General features: G+C 63.3%; 23 protein-coding genes. 11 read left to right on the forward strand and 12 right to left on the reverse strand.

The window, feature by feature from the left end:
• Window positions 1-66: 66 nt before the first annotated feature.
• Genes ftsY through rpl18a form a run of 3 tightly spaced genes read right to left on the reverse strand, consistent with a single transcriptional unit; the run spans window position 67 to window position 2,093 of the window.
• Window positions 67-1,461, reverse strand: coding sequence for a signal recognition particle-docking protein FtsY (gene ftsY / locus V2L32_RS05125; RefSeq protein WP_331235399.1), 1,395 nt, complete (start codon window positions 1,459-1,461; stop codon window positions 67-69).
• A 3-nt stretch (window positions 1,462-1,464) separates the two neighbouring features.
• Window positions 1,465-1,920 (reverse strand): prefoldin subunit alpha, encoded by a 456-nt coding sequence (pfdA, locus tag V2L32_RS05130; protein ID WP_331235400.1) that lies wholly within the window; start codon window positions 1,918-1,920, stop codon window positions 1,465-1,467.
• A complete protein-coding gene (gene rpl18a / locus V2L32_RS05135) occupies window positions 1,917-2,093 on the reverse strand; it encodes a 50S ribosomal protein L18Ae (RefSeq protein ID WP_331235401.1) in 177 nt (58 codons plus the stop codon). The genes pfdA and rpl18a overlap by 4 nt, the downstream gene beginning before the upstream one ends.
• A gap of 308 nt (window positions 2,094-2,401) precedes the next feature.
• On the opposite strand from rpl18a, the gene V2L32_RS05140 reads away from it, so the two are divergent.
• The 6 genes from V2L32_RS05140 to V2L32_RS05165 all read left to right on the forward strand — a co-directional run bounded on the left by V2L32_RS05140 (window position 2,402) and on the right by V2L32_RS05165 (window position 7,117).
• Window positions 2,402-2,692 (forward strand): winged helix-turn-helix domain-containing protein, encoded by a 291-nt coding sequence (locus V2L32_RS05140; RefSeq protein ID WP_331235402.1) that lies wholly within the window; start codon window positions 2,402-2,404, stop codon window positions 2,690-2,692.
• A gap of 50 nt (window positions 2,693-2,742) precedes the next feature.
• Window positions 2,743-3,045 (forward strand): hypothetical protein, encoded by a 303-nt coding sequence (locus V2L32_RS05145; RefSeq protein ID WP_331235403.1) that lies wholly within the window; start codon window positions 2,743-2,745, stop codon window positions 3,043-3,045.
• Window positions 3,046-3,519: 474 nt separating this feature from the next.
• On the forward strand, window positions 3,520-4,338 hold the full coding sequence (locus V2L32_RS05150) for a helix-turn-helix transcriptional regulator (RefSeq protein WP_331235404.1): 819 nt from the start codon (window positions 3,520-3,522) through the stop codon (window positions 4,336-4,338).
• Between the two features lie 111 nt (window positions 4,339-4,449).
• Window positions 4,450-5,205 carry a nitroreductase family protein gene (locus V2L32_RS05155; protein WP_331235405.1) on the forward strand — a complete coding sequence of 252 codons (756 nt, stop codon included), beginning with the start codon at window positions 4,450-4,452 and terminating at the stop codon, window positions 5,203-5,205.
• A gap of 83 nt (window positions 5,206-5,288) precedes the next feature.
• The gene (locus V2L32_RS05160; RefSeq protein WP_331235406.1) at window positions 5,289-6,092 is read left to right on the forward strand and encodes a class I SAM-dependent methyltransferase; all 804 of its coding nucleotides are present in this window, start codon (window positions 5,289-5,291) and stop codon (window positions 6,090-6,092) included.
• A gap of 416 nt (window positions 6,093-6,508) precedes the next feature.
• The gene (locus V2L32_RS05165; protein WP_331235407.1) at window positions 6,509-7,117 is read left to right on the forward strand and encodes a plastocyanin/azurin family copper-binding protein; all 609 of its coding nucleotides are present in this window, start codon (window positions 6,509-6,511) and stop codon (window positions 7,115-7,117) included.
• A gap of 183 nt (window positions 7,118-7,300) precedes the next feature.
• Here the strand turns inward: V2L32_RS05165 and V2L32_RS05170 are convergent, their stop codons facing one another.
• The 7 genes from V2L32_RS05170 to V2L32_RS05200 all read right to left on the reverse strand — a co-directional run bounded on the left by V2L32_RS05170 (window position 7,301) and on the right by V2L32_RS05200 (window position 12,542).
• Window positions 7,301-8,263, reverse strand: a complete 963-nt coding sequence (locus V2L32_RS05170) for a CHRD domain-containing protein (RefSeq protein WP_331235408.1) — start codon at window positions 8,261-8,263, stop codon at window positions 7,301-7,303.
• A 277-nt stretch (window positions 8,264-8,540) separates the two neighbouring features.
• Window positions 8,541-9,368, reverse strand: a complete 828-nt coding sequence (phnE, locus tag V2L32_RS05175; RefSeq protein ID WP_331235409.1) for a phosphonate ABC transporter, permease protein PhnE — start codon at window positions 9,366-9,368, stop codon at window positions 8,541-8,543.
• The gene (locus tag V2L32_RS05180; protein WP_331235410.1) at window positions 9,361-10,092 is read right to left on the reverse strand and encodes a phosphonate ABC transporter ATP-binding protein; all 732 of its coding nucleotides are present in this window, start codon (window positions 10,090-10,092) and stop codon (window positions 9,361-9,363) included. The genes phnE and V2L32_RS05180 overlap by 8 nt, the downstream gene beginning before the upstream one ends.
• Window positions 10,093-10,164: 72 nt before the next feature.
• Window positions 10,165-11,034 carry a phosphate/phosphite/phosphonate ABC transporter substrate-binding protein gene (locus V2L32_RS05185; protein WP_331235411.1) on the reverse strand — a complete coding sequence of 290 codons (870 nt, stop codon included), beginning with the start codon at window positions 11,032-11,034 and terminating at the stop codon, window positions 10,165-10,167.
• 413 nt (window positions 11,035-11,447) lie between these two features.
• On the reverse strand, window positions 11,448-12,110 hold the full coding sequence (locus V2L32_RS05190; RefSeq protein ID WP_331235412.1) for a translation initiation factor IF-6: 663 nt from the start codon (window positions 12,108-12,110) through the stop codon (window positions 11,448-11,450).
• Between the two features lies 1 nt (window position 12,111).
• Window positions 12,112-12,390: a 50S ribosomal protein L31e gene (locus V2L32_RS05195; RefSeq protein WP_331235413.1), complete on the reverse strand. Its 279-nt coding sequence runs from the start codon at window positions 12,388-12,390 to the stop codon at window positions 12,112-12,114.
• Window positions 12,390-12,542, reverse strand: a complete 153-nt coding sequence (locus tag V2L32_RS05200; RefSeq protein WP_331235414.1) for a 50S ribosomal protein L39e — start codon at window positions 12,540-12,542, stop codon at window positions 12,390-12,392. Before V2L32_RS05200 ends, V2L32_RS05195 begins: the two co-directional genes overlap by 1 nt.
• 109 nt (window positions 12,543-12,651) lie before the next feature.
• On the opposite strand from V2L32_RS05200, the gene V2L32_RS05205 reads away from it, so the two are divergent.
• Window positions 12,652-12,888: a PRC-barrel domain containing protein gene (locus V2L32_RS05205; protein WP_331235415.1), complete on the forward strand. Its 237-nt coding sequence runs from the start codon at window positions 12,652-12,654 to the stop codon at window positions 12,886-12,888.
• Window positions 12,889-12,927: 39 nt separating this feature from the next.
• Here V2L32_RS05205 and thpR read toward each other — a convergent pair whose 3' ends face one another.
• Entirely contained in the window at window positions 12,928-13,482 is a 555-nt protein-coding gene (thpR, locus tag V2L32_RS05210; protein ID WP_331235416.1) for an RNA 2',3'-cyclic phosphodiesterase, read from the reverse strand.
• Between the two features lie 237 nt (window positions 13,483-13,719).
• Between thpR and V2L32_RS05215 the strand changes: the two genes are divergently transcribed.
• Window positions 13,720-14,721 (forward strand): hypothetical protein, encoded by a 1,002-nt coding sequence (locus V2L32_RS05215; protein ID WP_331235417.1) that lies wholly within the window; start codon window positions 13,720-13,722, stop codon window positions 14,719-14,721.
• A 2-nt stretch (window positions 14,722-14,723) separates the two neighbouring features.
• On the opposite strand, the gene V2L32_RS05220 is transcribed toward V2L32_RS05215, so the two are convergent.
• The gene (locus tag V2L32_RS05220; protein ID WP_331235418.1) at window positions 14,724-15,080 is read right to left on the reverse strand and encodes an SHOCT domain-containing protein; all 357 of its coding nucleotides are present in this window, start codon (window positions 15,078-15,080) and stop codon (window positions 14,724-14,726) included.
• A gap of 105 nt (window positions 15,081-15,185) precedes the next feature.
• Here V2L32_RS05220 and V2L32_RS05225 point away from each other — a divergent pair, with 105 nt between their 5' ends.
• From V2L32_RS05225 to V2L32_RS05235, 3 genes are all read left to right on the forward strand, one after another.
• The gene (locus V2L32_RS05225) at window positions 15,186-15,920 is read left to right on the forward strand and encodes a tetratricopeptide repeat protein (protein WP_331235419.1); all 735 of its coding nucleotides are present in this window, start codon (window positions 15,186-15,188) and stop codon (window positions 15,918-15,920) included.
• On the forward strand, window positions 15,917-16,216 hold the full coding sequence (locus V2L32_RS05230) for a DUF424 domain-containing protein (protein ID WP_331235420.1): 300 nt from the start codon (window positions 15,917-15,919) through the stop codon (window positions 16,214-16,216). Before V2L32_RS05225 ends, V2L32_RS05230 begins: the two co-directional genes overlap by 4 nt.
• 106 nt (window positions 16,217-16,322) lie before the next feature.
• Window positions 16,323-17,564: a cysteine desulfurase gene (locus V2L32_RS05235; RefSeq protein WP_331236587.1), complete on the forward strand. Its 1,242-nt coding sequence runs from the start codon at window positions 16,323-16,325 to the stop codon at window positions 17,562-17,564.
• Window positions 17,565-17,656 lie beyond the last annotated feature (92 nt).

The following is a 17,656-nucleotide window of genomic DNA, read 5'->3' on the forward strand; positions in this document are numbered from 1 at the left end:
GCGGTGTGATTTGTGGCTCGTCTCTGGTACCCGATGGCACGAAACACGCGCGGGGACCACCGGGCGTCAGGGCTCCTCTCCCAGCAGCCGATCGACCATCTCCTCCGGGTCGAACCGGACGAGGTCGTCGTAGCCCTGGCCGGTGCCGAGAAAGAGGATCGGCTTGCCGGTCACGTGTGCGATCGAGATCGCCGCCCCGCCCTGCGAGTCGGCGTCGGCCTTCGAGAGGATCGCCCCGTCGATCGCCGACGCCTCGTTGAACTCGCGTGCGCGCGAGACGGCGTCCTGGCCCGCGACCGCTTCGTCGACGAACAAGACCATGTCGGGGCCGACCACCCGGTCGATCTTCGCGAGCTGGTCCATGAGCCCCCGGTCGGTGTGGAGCCGTCCCGCCGTGTCACCGAGCACGACGTCGATCCCGTTCGCCTTCGCGTACTCGACGGCGTCGTAGATCACCGCCGTCGGATCGCTGCCCTGCTCGTGGGCGATGAGCTTTCGATCGAGGCGCCTTGCGTGTTCTCTGATCTGCTCGTTGGCCCCTGCCCGGTAGGTGTCGCCGTTCGCGAGCACCGAGGAGTAGCCCCGTTCCTCCAGGTAGCGAGAGAGCTTCGCGATCGAGGTGGTCTTGCCGACGCCGTTCACCCCGGTGAAGACGATCACGACGGGTTTCTCGGCCTCCGCGATCCGCTCGTCGAAGTCGAACTGGCCGACACCGATCACCTCGTGGATGGCGTCGGCCAGCGCCTCCTCGACCACCTCTCCGGTGCTCGAGAGCATCGTCCGTGTCTCGCCGATCAGCTCCTCTCGCACGCGATCGAGGATCTCCTCGGCGACGCCCATCTCGACGTCGCTCTCGAGCAGCGCCATCTCCAGCTCCCAGAGCGGCTCCTCCAACCGTTCCTCGTCGATGACGACCCGACCGAGCGCCGCGGCCTTCGCCCGCCGGGTGAACCCGGGACCGCCGTCTCGCTGCTCGCCGTCGTCGGATCCGGTCTCGTCGGCATCCGTTCCCTCGGGAACCTCGGCCTCGGATTCGTCCGGTTTCTCGCTCTCGCCGGCGTCCTCCTCGGTGCGGTCGGGCTCCGTCTCGTCGTCTCGAACCGGTTCGTCGAACCGCTCGACGCTCCCCTCGTCGTCGCCTTCGGCCTCGGCGGCCGGCCGGCCCGCCTCCGGGGCCGGTTCGGTCGCCGAGGCCGCCGGCTCCCCCTCGAACTCCGGCTCCTCGGATCCGTCGTCCTCGACGTCCGCGACCGGCTCGCGTTCCGCGTCCTCGACACTCGGGTCGATCGGCGCCCACTCCTCGTCTTCGCGCTCCCCTTCCGTCGCGTCGTCGTTCGCGAGATCGGCGGCATCCTCGCCGTCTCCCTCCGCTCGCTCGTTCTCGTCGAGTTCCTCGACCTCGGCGGCCTCCTCGACGTCCTTCGTGAAGTTCCCGAGTTTCTCTCGCAACCCGTCGAACATGCGCTACTGATCCGGCTCTCCGCCCTGCATCCCCTGCATCTGCTGTTGCATCTGCTGCTGGGCCTGCTGCTGGAGCTGGCTCGCCTGCGCCTCCAGCGCGTCGATGTCCTCTTCGACCGCCTCGATCTCCTCGTCGAGCTCCTCGATCTGGCCGTCGAGCGCCTCCTTTCGCGTCTCGAGCGTCTCGATCGCCGCCTCCCGCCCGCGTTCGGCGGCGTAGCCCGCACCGACGCCGACGATCACCTCGTCGATCTCCTCGACCGTCGCCCGGACGTACGCGTCGCCGCCGAGCGGCACCTGCACCGTCGAGCCGCTCTCGAGGGTCCCGATCGCGTCGATCGCCTCGTCGATCTCGCCCTGCTCGGATCGCAGCTCTTCGATCTCTGCCTCGACGCTCTCCTTGTGGGCGTCGAGCGCCTGGAGCTGCTCGGAGAGCTCCTGGAGCTGTGGCGAGCTCATCGTTCTCGCACCTCGCCGATCTCGATCTGACGGCGTGCGAGGTTGTGTCGGCTCCCGAACGAGGCGTAGACGTGCTCTTCGGCCACCGCCTCGTTCGTCGCCTCCAGCTCCGTCTCGAACTCGCGCCAGCCGTCGCGTCCCTCGAATCGTCCGCTCACCGTGAAGATGCTCATACGTGTGAGACGCGCTCGGAGTCGGAAGTATCTTCCTATAGACGGGGCGCGTTTCGATACGACGACCGAGAGCGTCCAGAGGTCCGATCCCGTCGTCAGCGCGTGCCAGCGATGGTGATGTAGGAAACGCGTGTTCCCCGTTCAGGAGCGTTCACGCTTACGTCGCAGGTCGTCGCTCGATCGGATCGTCGCCGACGCCGAACTGATCGGCAAGCAATCGTACCGACAGCCCCGGACGCAGCGCTGGGAGTAGGGATACACACGGGCAACAGTGTCTTTACGGTGGTCCTGGGAGAACGGCCACTCGGATGGAAGGCGTCCTCTGGTACGTTCTGGCCAGCTCTCGGGGCGGACCCACACGGGTTCGGATACTCAGAGCGCTGGACGAACGGCCACGAAACGCCAACCAGCTCGCGAACGAGCTCGACCTCGATTACACGACCGTTCGCCACCACCTCGACGTGTTGATGAAGAACAACATCATGAAACGAAGCGGGGACGACTACGCGGCCGTCTACCTGTTCACCGATCAGACCGAAGCGAACTGGGAGACGGTCGAGGAAATCCTCGAGGCGGTCGACCCGGGAACCGATGAGTAGGGACGAACTTTGGACAACAGCCATAACCGTCGCACGGCAACGGAGAACCGATGAGCGTCTGGCTTAGCGTGGCCCTGGCCGCGGCGGGGGTGAACGTCATCCTGTTGCTGGTCTTGGGCTCGATCTGGCTCCGGAACTACCGCCGGCACGGCGCCAACCACACGCTCGGCCTGCTCGTGTTCGCGATGTTCCTCCTCGTGCAGAACCTCCTCTGGCTCTACTTCTATTCGCTTCACCCGGCGTTCATCGGGTGGTTCGTCAATGCGGGTACTGACGTGCAGATCGGCCTGACGCTTCTCTGTGGGTTAGAAACACTCGCGCTCCTCATCCTCTTCAAAATCACGTGGGCTTAGTAGAGCTTCGGGTCTCGACTTGTGAGTTCACCCCCTCGGTTGGCCGTGGGGAAGTCAGCAGTCTAATAGGAATAGCGTGCAACACTCAGAGCGTGTATGCAGCAATCTGCTACCACTTGTTTCCCGCTGCCGCTGATGAACTAGATGCTCGCTAAACCCGCAAACTACACAGTGGTATTCTTATCAGATAATATTGATATTGTTCAGCCCTTGATGTGTAAAGGGGTATATACATTTGAAGGAAGGTATGACTAAATTGAAACATTGGTCGCGCGCCATAAAGAAGCGCTTATATCGGAAGTAGAATACATTCAGTATTTGGTACATTGATTGTGCGAGTTAACGTCGGTGGATGCCGTAAGAGGTCATCGCAACCACGGGTTGCACAGTACATATCGGAATTCGGCACCAACGTAAGGGGTGTGATCGGCAACCAGCCTATAGGATTATTGTGTGTCAAGGTATATCATGAGTATGAATTTGGTACTCGACGATGTCAAGTTCCTCGTCAGTTCGAAACACCGCATCGGGGTAATGCAAGCCCTGGCCGAGCAACCGGGTGACCGGAATGATCTGCGCACCGCCACGGGAGCGTCATCGCCGACGATGGGACGGATTCTCTCCGACTTCGAGGATCGCCACTGGATCGAACGGGAATCACGAACGTATCGGCTGACCGGTATGGGTGATTTCGTTGCCAATCAGTTGGACGGATTTCTTGAGGCTATGGCGGCGGAGCGCGATCTCCGTGACGTCTCCCCATGGCTACCGTACGAACTCGACGGATTCTCTGTAAACTTCCTCACTGACGCCGTGATCTCGTATCCAGGCCCAGGATACCCATACAAACCTCTTGAGCGCCACGTCCAATTGATGGAAGAAACCGAGACCATTCGTGGATTCGGGATGGTCCTATTGAAGGCAAGCGTTGTTGAGGCCTTTTTTGACAGTGTATTTGAGGGGTTGGAAGTCGAGATGATTTATCCACCTGATGTGTTCGAGGCAATGCTGTCGTGGGATCCGGAAACCGTCGCGGAGGCAGTGAACCTGGACCACCACACGGTCTACCTGCATGACAACCTTCCGAATAGTGAATGGTGCGGGATCTGTGTCTCCGATGATCGCCTCAGTATCTGTTGCTACGACCCGGAAACGGGTATGTTACAGGCGCTCGTGGACACAGCTAACCAGCAGGCCTACGCATGGGGAGAGTCGATTGTTGAACAATACCGAGCGGAGGCACACCGATTAGACGAAGCGGGAGACCTCCTCACAGTGGCTGTACTCCAGTGATCCGTTACCGCTGAGTCGGATTGGCGTCGGTAACTCGGGCTTTCACGCCGTGAAAGGGTTTCACGCGGAATATATACTCAAGTTCGAGGAGTAGGGTTCCCAGAAAGGACGATGACAGAACTTGCCAGGCGAACGGACGACGGTCCGATCCGGATCGATGACCTGGATCGGCGTAGCATCGATCACGTGCTGACGACGACGCGGGCGGTTCGACGTCGGCTTGATCTCGACCGACCGGTCCCCGTGGATGTCATCAACGAGTGTCTTGACATCGCGCTGCAGGCACCGACCGGATTCAACATGCAGAACTGGCGATGGCTAGTGATTACCGACTCAGAAACACGCCAGGCCCTCGCTGAGATTTACCGCCGAACACTTGATCCGTTTATCGAGATGATGGAACAAGAGCTCCCCGCCGACGACGAACAGACTCACCGGGTTGCTGCATCCTCCCGGTTTTTAGCTGAGAATCTTGAGGAAGTGCCAGTCCATGTCATTCCTTGTACGGTCGAACCGGTTGCAGAGGTCCACGAACTGTGGAAGGCCCTGGGATACGAGACGGACTTGTGGAATATGGCCGCATCTGCAGTCTACGGCGAACTGTGGCCTGCTGCCTGGAGCTTCATGTTAGCGCTACGTAGTCGCGGCCTGGGATCGTCACTGACCATGATCCACCTCGGAGCCGAACCGGAAGCAGCCGAACTCCTCGACATCCCGGACGATGTCTCTCAAGCCGGGGTTATCCCAGTTGCGTACTTTCGCGGAGAGGACTTCAAACGCGGGCCACGGCGTCCCCAGGAGGAGGTGACGTTCTACGACCGATGGGGACAGACCGGTGACGAACGTCCAAAGAACCATGATCAATAGCGCTTGTACCGGGACTCATAGAGGGGGCCCCATCGTAGCGAATTCAGAGAACTGTGCGGCGTCTCCGAAGGGGGAGGGGTAGCATGAGTGACGAGATTACCGAGATCGCTCGCCAGCAAGGCGAGCTGTGGAGCGAGGGAGGCCGGAACTGGGCGGAGCTCGCCGCTCCCCTCCTGACCCCTGTCTGGAGTGCGTGCCTCAACTGCGCCCGGATTACCAGGGGATGCCGGATATTGGACATCGGCTGTGGCTCGGGTGAGGCTCTCACCCTGGCTCGACTTCGAGGTGCGGAGGTAGCTGGGATTGATCCGGCCTCCGACCTTCTGGGAATCGCGCAGGAGCGTGTGCCTGACGCGGATCTCCGGCGCGGAGATATGGTCGATCTCCCGTATGAAGACGATGCCTTCGACGCAGCCCTCATCATCAACAGCCTCATGTTTGCAGGCGACCGGATCAAGGCGATCCGTGAGGCCCGACGGGTGTTAACTCCGGACGGCCGGCTCGGAGTTGCGGTCTGGGGGGAGCCGGACGCCTGTGAGTTCCGCCACGTTATGAAGAGCATGGTGGACGTTTTACCGGAGCCACCGGCCGGTGACGGCCCCTTCGCGCTTTCAGCACCAGGTGTTTTAAAGAAGGTACTCGAAAGGGCCGAGGTCGAACCAGTCGAGGAGCGAGAAATTCCAACACGGTTCACATGCATGGATGAGGAACACTACCTGCAGTCTGCACTAAGTGGGGGGCCAGGACAGACCGTCCTTCGACAAGTGGACAAAGAGACCGTCGTAGATGCGCTGCTGGAGGCGGGCGAGAAGTTCGTCCAAGAGGATGGTGCGTACCATTTCGAGAATACGTTCCGAGTCATCGCCGCGATCCCCGAGGACAATTGACTCCGACGGTGAGAGACCGCCGTTCGACCAACCAGGTCTGGTGGTCGTACAGATTGGGGGTTCTATTGAGCGAAGCAGAACTGGTCGGCTTCTGTCAGGTGTGCTGTGACTGACTCAGCGTGTCAGAGGCCGAGTTCAGCAGTTGGCCACTGTTGCGTTCACACCGTTATGGATGAATCGGCCGGTCAGTAGCAATGTGTTGTTACCGCCGATTGCAGCGAGAATCCGTCTGCAAGATACGCGCTGTGTATCTTGCACGCCTCAAGAGACATACCTGCCACTCGATAGTAGATAGACTGGATTGAGACTCACAACTCCACGGTTGAAGCACCACTTAGGTCAAGTAGCACCAAATAGGGACGGATTTCGGACGAAATCCGGAAAATCCTCATAGCCGGTTCGATCGACGGGAAACTATGTGGCTCACACGACGCACTGTCCTGGCTACGGGTGGGATGACCATTGCGGGCCTCGCGAGCGGATGTATCGGTTCGGACGAACCGACCGACGCTGCCGACGATCCAGAATTGGATGACGATACTAACCCAGAGGAACCGGCCGAAGACGAGGATTCGGACGGGCCGGAACCGGACGACGATGTCGGCGATTCGGAGCCCGAAGTGGACGACGACTCGGCGGAAGAAACGAACGATGAGGACGATACGAATGGAGAACCGGATGACGAGTCGACGGTGACCGTCGGTGCCGGGGATGACCTTCACTTCGATCCCGAGACACTCGAGATCGAGCAGGGCGAGACGGTCGAATTCGTTTGGGAGGCCGACGGTCACAACGTCGTCGTCACAGACCAGCCCGACGAAGGGACGTGGGACGGGGTCGGCGAGATCCAGGACGAGGGTTACACTCACAGCAATACGTTCGATGTTGAAGGTCGATACGAGTACGTCTGCGAGCCACACGAGGACGCCGGGATGGAGGGGAGTGTCCTCGTCGGGGACGTCGCATCGGGTGTGGACGACGACCCCGACGAGGACGACGACAGCGGCTCCGGCTCCGGCTACTGACGAGCGTCACGTCTTCGACATCGGCTGGAGTTCTACCGGCCGGGAGCGATACACGGCGATGTCGGGAATCGAAGCGATTACTTCAGAAATTCACCGACGTTCTACACCCGCAAGGAGGGCCGAACCGTTCGAGGGCGTGATCTGAGTACTGGTCTCGGTGCTCGGACTCTGAACGGTCTCCGATCAGCCGGCGGGTTCGATCTGACCGCGGATCTCTCCGCCAGGGTGCGCTTCGGTGTGGACGTTGACGTACGCGTCCCCTTCCTCGAACGTCGCTATCACATCAGCGAAGTCGACGCCCTCCCACTCACCGACGAGGTCGTCCTCGGTGATGGTTCCCTCGGCGAGTACTCCCGTGACAAGCCCCTCCCTCAGTTCTGGCTCCATACCCTCCTCCGGATAGAGCCAGACGACGACGGGTCCCTCCTCGCCTCCCGCTCCGAGGTGGATGTGCGCCTGTGTCACGTCACAGATCTGCTCGACGGCTACCGTGTAGCGAGCGCTCGTCTCATCGTCCTCGACTTCGAACGTCGTGTGACCAGAGGCGTCCGTCTCGACGCCGTGGGCCTCGCCCGTCAGGACCGCCTCGAACTCCCTCGAGACGTCGGTTTCGATCTCTTCATCCTCCTCTTCTTCCTCAGGCTCCTCTTCTTCGGGTTCGTCTTCCTCTTCGACTTCCTCCGGTTCCGCTTCGGGTTCCTCCTCTTCCTCCTCGGTGTCGTCGACCTCGATGGCCCCGACCATGGTACCGGGATGGACGGAACAGAAGTACTCGACGAAGTCCGCCTCAGCGGTGAACCCGACGGACTGTGTCGCTCCCTCCTCATCCATCAGGTCGGTATCGACGATACGATCGCCGGCTTCGTTCTCGATGACGAAATCGTGGGGCTGTCCGTCGCCGTTTTCCCACACGACCTCGTACTCCTGTCCCTCCGTCAGTTGCAGTGTCGGGTTGGTCTCTCCCGCGATAGCCTCCGGCGCGACCCCCTCCCAGCCGCCTGCAGTGCCCACCAGTTCGATCCGTTGCGGATCGTCTTGAGCGGTCGTCACACTGCCGAGACCGAGGGCGATCCCTCCAACTGCTACGACCTTTACGAACGTTCGCCGCGTCGGTGCTTCCCTGTCCTCGTTGGTCCTGCGTGTCATACCTGTCGTTCTCGCGTTTCCGGTGCGATCCTCTCGCATTCGGTCCGAAGGACGCGGTCTGTCCCCGAACGACTGTCTATCCGTCGCTATCTATAATCACGATTTTCCATACTCCGTCCAAAATTTAGATAATATACTTAACCTTTATACCATCGGCCAAATAGTGATTTCCACACCCTGTTCCGCTCGGGCGTATCAGCCCGATCGATCGAACTCCGTCGAGAACGTGCCGAAAGACAAGAGTAACGTGATGCAGTAGGGACTATCGAGCCGACCGTCATTTTCGCAAGCGTGCGCTCGTGTTCCCGACGGAGACCGAACGGAGCCAGTAGCTCAGCTCATCGATGACGATCACAACCACGAACACGAGCCCGAGTAGGACGATAACCCTATCGTAGGCGAAAAACTCCAGGTATCCCATGATGTAGTATCCGATACCGCCAGCACCGACGAGCCCGATCGCGCTGGCGTGGCGCACGTTGTACTCGAAGGTGAACAACGCCTGGCTGATCAGGGCGTTAGCAGCCTGGGGAAGCACGACGAACCGAAGCACCTGGAACCGACTCGCGCCGAGGGAGCTCACCGCCTCCATCGGTTCCGAATCGAGTCCCTCGAACGCCTCGTACTCGAGCTTGCCGACGAACCCGATCGTGTAGAGGCTGATCGCGAGGACGCCCGCCGGCGGCCCCGTACCGACGAGGATCACGAAGATGACCGCCCAGAGGATGCTCGGGAGGACCCGAAGCCCCGCCAGAAACCACCGCGCGGGCAGATTCGCGTATCGAGGGAAGAGGTTCCGACTGGCCAGTAGACTCACGGGTACGCTCAGGGTGATGCCAACGAGCGTGCCGAGATACGCGATGTACAGCGTCTCCAGGAGTCCCCGGAGACCTACCTCGAGTACGCTCATCTCCGGCGGAATCGATGCGTCGAAAAGGAATCCAACACCTGCCCATGCCCTCGAGAAGTTCACCTGGTGAAGGCTCAACGCCCAGAAGCTCCACGCTGCTACGAGAAGGACGAGGAGCAAGAGGCCTACCCCAGTGCCGGCATCGAGGCGATCCCATACGGAGGGAATGCGCTCGGGGGACTCCGTTTCAGTCATACATCCGTTGTGCTCCTTCGTGGACCACGTTTGTGGGCTCAATCCGTTCCGAGATGCTCCCGTCCTCTACCCGGAGGAGCTGATCCGAAATCTCCCGGGCGATGCCGAGGTTGTGTTCGACGATGACGACGGTCATTCCCATCTCTGCTTGCAGCGAGCGGACGCAGTCCACGATCGACTGGGCCGTCTCCTCGTCGAGCTCGGAGAGGATCTCGTCGGCAAAGAGCACACGTGGCTCTTGGACGAGTGCTCGGGCGATGGCCACCCGTCGGCGTTGGCCACCGGAGAGCTCCTTCACCCGACTGTGTTCCTTACCGGCGAGGCCGACCGCCTCGATGGCAGTCCGTGCCTCTCGCTGGGACTGTTCAGGGAATCGTCCCAGAAGGCTCCTCGTCCTGCTGAGGTCTGCGAGTGTCCCGTGGAGCACGTTCCGGAGCACCGTACCGTGCATCACTAACCCCAGGCCCTGTGGGATGTATCCCAGCGTCCCCGATGGGGGTAATTGCGGGAGCTGGGTGCCCAGTACGGTCGCTTCGCCCGCCAACGGCACGAGGATGCCTGCGAGTGTCTTCAGGAGCGTGGTCTTTCCGCACCCGCTGCGACCCACGAGGGCCAACGTGGAGCTTTCCTCCACCACGAAGGAGAGACCCTCGAGTACCGGATTCCCGTCGTAGCCGACCGAGAGGTCGTGACACCGTATCGGAGGCGATGCGAACTCGTTCATGGATACTCTCTCCCCCTGCTCGTCTCGCCCCCGGCGTTCCGATCGATCGTCGTGAGTTCACCCGTCATCTCGTCACTCGAGTAAGTGGTCCTCGATGCCGGGCAAAATCTCGATCAACTCCCCGTAGGCACCGAGGTGTTCTTCGGACGTTGCGGTCGTCAGTCGGTACACGCCCAGGACGTCCGCAAGGATCTCCTGGCCCTCCGGATCGTCGTTGAGCGCGAGGAGTGCCTCTTGGAGCAGTTCTCGCTCAGCATCGCTCGCCTCCGGGCTGGCCATGATCGGGTGGCTTGGAACCTCCGCGAACTCCGCTAACAGTTCGTACTCGTTCATGTTCAGGCACCATCCCTCCGCATCGTCCCCTCCACAGTACTCCTCCGGCGTGCTCTTTCGCACGAACGCCACGTCCCCGTGCCCTTCGGAGAGACACTGCAGCGCCCCGACGTAGCCCCCGCCGACGACGGGGTCGCCGAAGAACTCCTCGACGGCTGTCCGGATGGCCGTGACGTCGTCGTCCTCCTCGAAAGAGACCAGACCCTCGTGAGCGAGATGGGCCATCGGGATCAGCATTCCCGCCCCGGTCAGGTCTCCCGTGTGACAGCTGTCGACGCCCTCCAGGTCTTCGATTGTCTCGATCCCCCCGTCAGACCGGACCCAGGCCGCGGCCACGTAGTACGTATCGCCCTCCTCGTCGGCTTCGACGGCGAGCGGCTCTAGGCCGTACTCTTGCCAGCCGACCCAGGAGGGGCCACCGCTCAGATACGCCACGTGGGCCTGTCCCGTGGCCAGGGCGGTGATCGCGGTGCTGTCGTTCTGGACGGGATCTATCCGCGTCGGAACGCCGGTTTCGGAGCCCATCCAGTCGGCGAGGGGTGCGTACTCCCGTTCGACGTCGTCCGGGTCATCGCGCACCGTAGCCGCGAAGACGAACTCCCCGGCCACATCCCGATCACCGTCCCCGGGATCGGCCTCGTCGTCTCCCGGCTCGTCTCCATCACCGAGGCAGCCGGCCACTCCCGTCGCGGTGACGCAAGCAGACGTCCTCAGCAGTGTCCGCCTCGAAATCCCGATCGTATCCCGACGGGAATCGGAGTCCATGAAGGGGATTTAGATCTATCTAAATAAAAAGTTTGCCAGTACACTCCCCACCCTCGGCCTGAATTAAACAATCTTCGAGCATGGTCTAAAGAACCTCTTCCGAACTCCGCTACGAGGCCGGGGCATGCTGGGGAGGTACCCAGCCGATGCGTCCGGGATAGCTCGATCCACGCGAGCGATCGAAGACGAGCCGGTCGAAGGCTGTGGCTGTCGCTCACCGGGAGATAATCGAGTGGGAGGTGGATCTCGCTAGCTGCTCAGTCGATGTAACCCAGCGCGTCGTCGATCCGGCCGAGTTCGGGGCCAGTCGTCTCGTTCCCGACGACGTAGCCGTTCTCGTTGGCGACCAGCCCGGAACCGACCAGCGGCGCGCCGTAGTTGATCGTGCCGATGTCAGCCGGAACCCCGAGTAGCTCTTCGAGGAAGTCGAGTTCGGCGTCCGTGGCCTTCGGGTGACAGAGCACGCCACGGTTCGTCGCCACGGCTGCGGCACCCACCGTCCGGAGCGTCGCGAGGTCACCGCGTTCGACGGGCACGTCGAGTCCGTTCTCGACGGCCTCGACCGCACCCTCGGGAAGTTCGGGGTGGACGTAGGCGCCTGTATCGTTCGCCAGAACGACGTTGCCCGCCGCGTTGATCTTCCCCGGGAGCTCGGTGACAGAGAGGCCGGCCCCCTCCAGTGCCTCGCGCTCGACGTCGGTGACCTGGCTGCTCACGACGAGGCCGTTGCCGTTGCCGGCGGCGAGCGCGCCAACGGTCGAGGCACCGCCGATCGTCGTCGGGATCACGGGGACGCCGAGCTCTGACTCGATCCCCTCGCAGGTGTCCTCCTCGGCGTCGCGTCGGACGAGCACACAGCTGTCGGTCGCACGTGCGAAGACGCCGACGGCCGACGAGCCGGAGAAAGTCGTCCGAAGCACGCTACTCCGCGAGTTCGGCCTCGACGATCGACTCGCCGGCCTCTTGGAACCGGGCCGCCCGGACGCGGAGTTTGCGCGGGGGACGTTTCGACCCACGGGCCCAGACGGCCTCGTTGATCGAGCCGTCGAGGCGCACGTCGCTCTCCTCGACCTTGAAGTGCTGTGCGAGGTGCGATCGCACCAACGACATCGCCTTCTTCGCGCGCTTGTGCTTCGCCTCGGCGTTCGCCTTCCGCAGGGGAACGGTCATCACCCGTTCCTCGAAGTCGCTCGCGCTCATCACTCGTCGGTGTCGCTACGCCGCCAGTTTCGGCGCTTGGGGTTTCGCATCACGTCGCGGTCGGTTCGGATCATCACCCACGCCGGGACGCGCGCGTTCTGGCGCTCCAGTTTGGCGAGGCGCTTTTTCTTCGCCTTCGTCTTCTTACCCATAGTGCGCGCTCCTACCCGTCGGGCGCTTAAAATCCTGTCCTTTTAGCGGTGTTCCCCCGCTATCGCATGGCAGGGCTATACCCGTCAGTTCGCCGTAGCGACAGCCGGCATGCGAACCACGTTCACCGACGACGACGAGGGTAAAGCGGTCGTAAACGAGAGCGGCGACGAGATCGGCGTGGTCGAGGCCGTCGAGGACGGCTCCGCACACGTCAACCCGAATCCGAACCTCACCGACAGTATCTCCTCGAAACTCGGCTGGGGCGAGGCCGACGAGGACACCTACCGGCTCGACGACGGCCGCGTCGAGCGGATCACCGAGAACCAGGTCGTCGTCCGGGACTGAACCGGCAGATCGGCCGGCGACATCCAGCGACGTCCACTTTCATAGCGGGAACCGTTCGACGGTGCTGTAGGCAGGCCCTTCCGGAGTGAGTTCGCTCTCGGTGAGTCGGACCTCCTCGACGTGCATCTCGCCCACGACCGGCGCACGGCTCGTGACGACCTCCTGTACCACCTCCTTCCCGCCAGCGTGGTCCATCCGCGCGAGCGTGACGTGCGGGGTGAACTCGTGGTCCTCCGGGTCGAAGCCGATCCCCACCGTTCGAGCTTCGATCGCCCCCTGGAGCCGGGTCAGGTCTTCGGTACCCTCCTCGACGCCGAGCCAGACGACGCTGATGTACTCGAGCGAGGGGAAGACGCCGAGGCCGCCGAACTGTGCGACGAACGGCGAGACCTCGCTCTCCTCGACGCCGCGTTCGATCGCGCTCGAGAGCTCGTTCACCCGACTCCCGTCCGTCTCGCCGAGGAACTTCAGCGTGAGGTGGGCCTGTTCCGGGTCGGTGAACCGGAGGCCGTCCGCACGGGCGAAGTCCTCCTGCAGGTCGGTGATCGGGTCGGCGAGGTCCTCGGGGAGGTCGACGCTGACGAACAGTCGCATGGGACGGCTTCGCGGGGCAGGGGTTTGAGCGTTGTCGCGACTCCGGAGGAGATGACGCGGTGGTGCCGTGGCCTCGGTTCGCGGGCGCACGGCGCCACGCGAACCGAGCGGGGGAGGCTGGTGCGGTCTAACGGGCGTCGGAGCCTGCACGAAGCCCACGAACTCTCCATCGACCCGTGTCAGTTCTTTCCTGACACCAGAGCTTTGTATCGGCCCCCAGTAGCGAGAATACGAGCCGTGTCCCCCTCGCTCCCCGACGACCTCGACACCCCCGACGTGGGCTTCGTCGCCGCGTTCGGTGTGTACACCGCGGCGACGCTCACCTTCGCGTTCCTCACCGCGGCGGCAGCGACCGGCGCGGCGGTCTCGACGCTCGTCGGTGGGATCACCTCCACCGTGACCGTGGGTCTCGTCATCGGTTCCCTGCTCGCGAGTCGACGTGAGGGACTGGCCGAACGACTCGGGCGCGACCTCCGATCACGCCTGCTCCCCTTTTCTGTACCCGCTGGCTTCGGTGCGCTCTCGCTCGGCGCGTTCGTCTCCCCGTTCCCGGTCGGGGCGGCCGTCGGTGCCGGCCTCGGGACGCTCGTCACGGGACTCTGTGGGTGGGGAATCTCCTCGATGGGGCGCTCGCGCTACGCCCGTGCGGTCGTCTCGGACGACCCGATCCTCACCGTCTCCCATCTCGATCCGAGACAGCACTGGTGGATGGCCGCCATCGGCCTCTTCTCTCTCTCGTTCGGCGGGGCGTCCCTCGCGATGGGGGGCGGTTTCCCCGGGTTTTGGCTGACGGCGATGGGGGTCATGTTCCTGCTCTTCACCGCCGTCGTGTTCTACAACCAGAACCGCGACGAGGACTCGCGGCGAAGAATGCGGCTTCCCAGCCGCTTCGGCAGCGGGCGGTCGTACGACCTGGGCGATCCGCTCGACCCCGAGTACCTCCCGGAGCTCCGAATCCACGAGGAGGGGATCGTTGCACACCAGTCGTGGACGAGCGAGCGGTTCGTCCCGTGGGAGCGGATTTCAGGGGTCGACCTCACCGACGACGAACTTCGGATCGGGATCCGCCGGGGGCTCGATCTTCGTTGCAAACGAGACGTTGTCGACGACCCCGAGGAGGCCGTCGAGACGATCGAACGGGTGCGTGCGGAGGCGGAGCGGGGACCCGTCGAGGACGTACGGGAGCGGTACGGCTCCCCGGAAACGGGTACGCTAGAGTTCAAGACCGAGGTCGAGTAGGTTCAGTCCGCCCGATCGAGCGAGAGCTCCTCGGTCTCGACGCCCGCCCGCTCGGCGCGTTCGTTCGCGTCGATCAGTCTGTCCAGCCGTTCTTCGAACTCCCGCTCGGTGAGGTCGCCCGCGGCGTAGCGCGCCTGCAATCGTGTCACGGGATCGGGTTCCCTCGCGCTCTCTTCGTCGCCTCCGGTGCGCTCCATCAGGTACCAGACGAGGAAGACGCTCACGACGAGCAGCGCGGTGATCGCGACGGCGTAGATCGGTCCGGCGAACAGCAGGGCCGCGATGATGACGATGTCGGCGAGGACGAACTTGACGACGAAGATCTCGGTGAGATCGTACTTCCCGCCGCTGTCTCCCATATCGGGAATTTCGAGTGGGTGGGAATAAGCGCTGGGGACGGCCCGGACCTCGGGACGGAACGCTCGTGCGCAGGCGTTAAACCCGCTGGTCGCCAATCCAGACCTATGACCGACGACGAGGACAGAGACCACCGCTACTCCGAGGGGCGCGGCTTCGAGGACCCCTACGGCGCGTTCGACCTGGAGCCGCCGGAGTTCCGGGTCGACCCCGACGAGGTCGACCCCGTCGACTCCCACGTCGTCTCCGACCTGCTCGACGAGCGCCAGATCGCGAAGGAGGACGTCGACGTGGAGTCGCTGATCGACGTCGGCCTCAGTTACATGGAGATCAACCGCCACGAGCAGGCGACCGAGGCGTTCGCCCGTGCCGCGATGTTCGCCGAGGAGGACAGCCCACTGGAAGCCGAGGCCTGGGTGAACAAGGGCGTCGCCCACGCCGAACTCGAGGAGTACGACGAGGCGGCCGGCTCCCACCGCGAGGCGCTCCGGGCCGACGACCGTGGCGAACACGCCGCGCTCGCGGAGACGAACCTCTCGTACGCGCTCTGGGAACTCGGCGAGGACGACGAGGCGTTCTACCACGCCGAACGCTCGGTCGAACTCGACGACCACTTCCCGCAGGGCTGGTACAACCGCGGATTCATGCAGCTCGAACGAGGCCTGGCCGAGGAGGCGCTCCGGAGCTTCGACAACGCGATGAAACTCGGCATGCGATCGGTCGACGTCTACGAGGAGAAGGCGCGCGCACTGGAGATGCTCGGGCGCGACGAGGAGGCCGAGGAGGTGGCCGCCCACGCCGAGGAGCTCCGCGAGCACGCCGAAGAACGACTGATCGAATGATCATCCGCGAGCGCGAGACGCCGAAGGGACTGCTGGTCTCGGTCTGTGATTCCGAGGTCCTCGGCGAGACCTTCGAGGACGGCGAGGTGTCGCTCACCGTCACCGAGGAGTTCTACGCCGGCGAGGAGGCCGACGAGGAGCGGGTCGTCGACGGGCTCGCCCGGGCGACCGTCGCGAACCTCGTCGGCGAACGGTGTGTCGCGCTCGCGATCGACCACGGCTTCGTCGAGGAGGGAAACGTCCTCGAGGTCGGCGGGACGGTCCACGCGCAGCTGCTCTGGTTGAACCGGTTCTGATCGCTCACGTCCCCGCGGGCCGACGAACGGAACCGCTCGCGGTTTCCAGGGGGCCGTCGGACCGAAGGAGTGTTTTCGTTCCGGCCCGTTTCCCTCCTCAATGGGAATTCAGGAGTCCGCACCGCTCGACGTCGACCGGCTCAGGGAGGACTTCCCGATCCTCGATCGGGAGTTCAACGGCCGGCGGCTGGTCTACCTCGACAACGCGGCGACGACGCAGACGCCGAACCAGGTGATCGACTCGATCAGCGAGTACTATCGCACCTACAACGCGAACGTCCACCGGGGGATCCACCAGCTGAGCCAGGAGGCCTCCATCGCGTACGAGGAGGCCCACGACCGGGTCGCCGAGTTCATCGGCGCCTCGGGGGGCCGCGAGGAGGTCGTCTTCACGAAGAACACGACCGAGGCGGAGAACCTCGTCGCCTACGCCTGGGGCCTAGAGGAGCTCGGCCCGGGTGACGAGATCGTCCTCACGGAGATGGAACACCACGCCTCGCTGGTCACCTGGCAGCAGATCGGAGCGAAGACCGGTGCGGACGTGAAGTACGTTCGGATCACCGACGAGGGCGAACTCGACATGGACCACGCCCGAGAGCTGATCACCGATAGTACCGAGATGGTCTCGGTGGTTCACACCTCGAACGCGCTCGGGACGATCAACCCCGTCTCGGAGCTCGCCGACCTCGCCCACGATCACGGGTCGCTGATCTTCGTCGACGGCGCGCAGGCGGTGCCGAACATGCCGGTCGACGTCGAGGAGATCGACGCCGACCTCTACGCCTTCTCGGGGCACAAGATGGCCGGCCCGACGGGGATCGGCTGTCTCTACGGGAAGAAGCGGGTGCTGGAGGAGATGCAGCCCTACCTCTTCGGCGGCGAGATGATCACGAAGGTCACCTTCGACGAGGCGACCTGGAACGAACTGCCCTGGAAGTTCGAGGCGGGCACGCCGCCGATCGCCCAGGGCGTCGGTCTCGCGGCGGCGATCGATTATTTAGAGGAGATCGGCATGGAACGGATCCGCGCCCACGAGGAGTGGCTGACCGAGTACGCCCTCGATCGGCTCTCGGAGTACGACGACGTGGAGGTCTACGGGCCGACGGAGGCCGAAAAGCGGGGCGGACTCGTCGCGTTCAACCTCGGATCGGTCCACGCCCACGACCTCGCATCGATCACGAACGACTACGCGGTGGCGATCCGCGCTGGCGACCACTGCACCCAGCCGCTGCACGACGTACTGGGGGTGGCCGCATCCGCCCGCGCTTCCTTCTACCTCTACAACACGCGCGAGGAGATCGACAGGCTGGTCGAGGCGATCGACGGGGCGCGCGAACTGTTCGCCTGAGTACCTCGGCGTTCATCTCCCAGTGTCCGATCCCGCTCCCCACGGTGTCCTCGACGAACGCGAAACGAGCGACAGCGTTCACCCGCAGTCTC

This window comes from Halalkalicoccus sp. CGA53 (genome assembly GCF_036429475.1).
GTDB classification, from domain to species: Archaea; Halobacteriota; Halobacteria; order Halobacteriales; family Halalkalicoccaceae; genus Natronorarus; species Natronorarus salvus.

Excerpts from the sequence above, each read along its gene's own strand:
- ftsY (WP_331235399.1), bottom strand. The coding sequence starts at position 1,461 with ATGTTCGACGGGTTGCGAGAGAAACTCGGGAACTTCACGAAGGACGTC.
- pfdA (WP_331235400.1), bottom strand. The coding sequence starts at position 1,920 with ATGAGCTCGCCACAGCTCCAGGAGCTCTCCGAGCAGCTCCAGGCGCTC.
- rpl18a (WP_331235401.1), bottom strand. The coding sequence starts at position 2,093 with ATGAGCATCTTCACGGTGAGCGGACGATTCGAGGGACGCGACGGCTGG.
- V2L32_RS05140 (WP_331235402.1), top strand. The coding sequence starts at position 2,402 with ATGGAAGGCGTCCTCTGGTACGTTCTGGCCAGCTCTCGGGGCGGACCC.
- V2L32_RS05145 (WP_331235403.1), top strand. The coding sequence starts at position 2,743 with ATGAGCGTCTGGCTTAGCGTGGCCCTGGCCGCGGCGGGGGTGAACGTC.
- V2L32_RS05150 (WP_331235404.1), top strand. The coding sequence starts at position 3,520 with ATGAATTTGGTACTCGACGATGTCAAGTTCCTCGTCAGTTCGAAACAC.
- V2L32_RS05155 (WP_331235405.1), top strand. The coding sequence starts at position 4,450 with ATGACAGAACTTGCCAGGCGAACGGACGACGGTCCGATCCGGATCGAT.
- V2L32_RS05160 (WP_331235406.1), top strand. The coding sequence starts at position 5,289 with ATGAGTGACGAGATTACCGAGATCGCTCGCCAGCAAGGCGAGCTGTGG.
- V2L32_RS05165 (WP_331235407.1), top strand. The coding sequence starts at position 6,509 with ATGTGGCTCACACGACGCACTGTCCTGGCTACGGGTGGGATGACCATT.
- V2L32_RS05170 (WP_331235408.1), bottom strand. The coding sequence starts at position 8,263 with ATGACACGCAGGACCAACGAGGACAGGGAAGCACCGACGCGGCGAACG.
- phnE (WP_331235409.1), bottom strand. The coding sequence starts at position 9,368 with ATGACTGAAACGGAGTCCCCCGAGCGCATTCCCTCCGTATGGGATCGC.
- V2L32_RS05180 (WP_331235410.1), bottom strand. The coding sequence starts at position 10,092 with ATGAACGAGTTCGCATCGCCTCCGATACGGTGTCACGACCTCTCGGTC.
- V2L32_RS05195 (WP_331235413.1), bottom strand. The coding sequence starts at position 12,390 with ATGAGCGCGAGCGACTTCGAGGAACGGGTGATGACCGTTCCCCTGCGG.
- V2L32_RS05200 (WP_331235414.1), bottom strand. The coding sequence starts at position 12,542 with ATGGGTAAGAAGACGAAGGCGAAGAAAAAGCGCCTCGCCAAACTGGAG.
- V2L32_RS05205 (WP_331235415.1), top strand. The coding sequence starts at position 12,652 with ATGCGAACCACGTTCACCGACGACGACGAGGGTAAAGCGGTCGTAAAC.
- thpR (WP_331235416.1), bottom strand. The coding sequence starts at position 13,482 with ATGCGACTGTTCGTCAGCGTCGACCTCCCCGAGGACCTCGCCGACCCG.
- V2L32_RS05220 (WP_331235418.1), bottom strand. The coding sequence starts at position 15,080 with ATGGGAGACAGCGGCGGGAAGTACGATCTCACCGAGATCTTCGTCGTC.
- V2L32_RS05225 (WP_331235419.1), top strand. The coding sequence starts at position 15,186 with ATGACCGACGACGAGGACAGAGACCACCGCTACTCCGAGGGGCGCGGC.
- V2L32_RS05230 (WP_331235420.1), top strand. The coding sequence starts at position 15,917 with ATGATCATCCGCGAGCGCGAGACGCCGAAGGGACTGCTGGTCTCGGTC.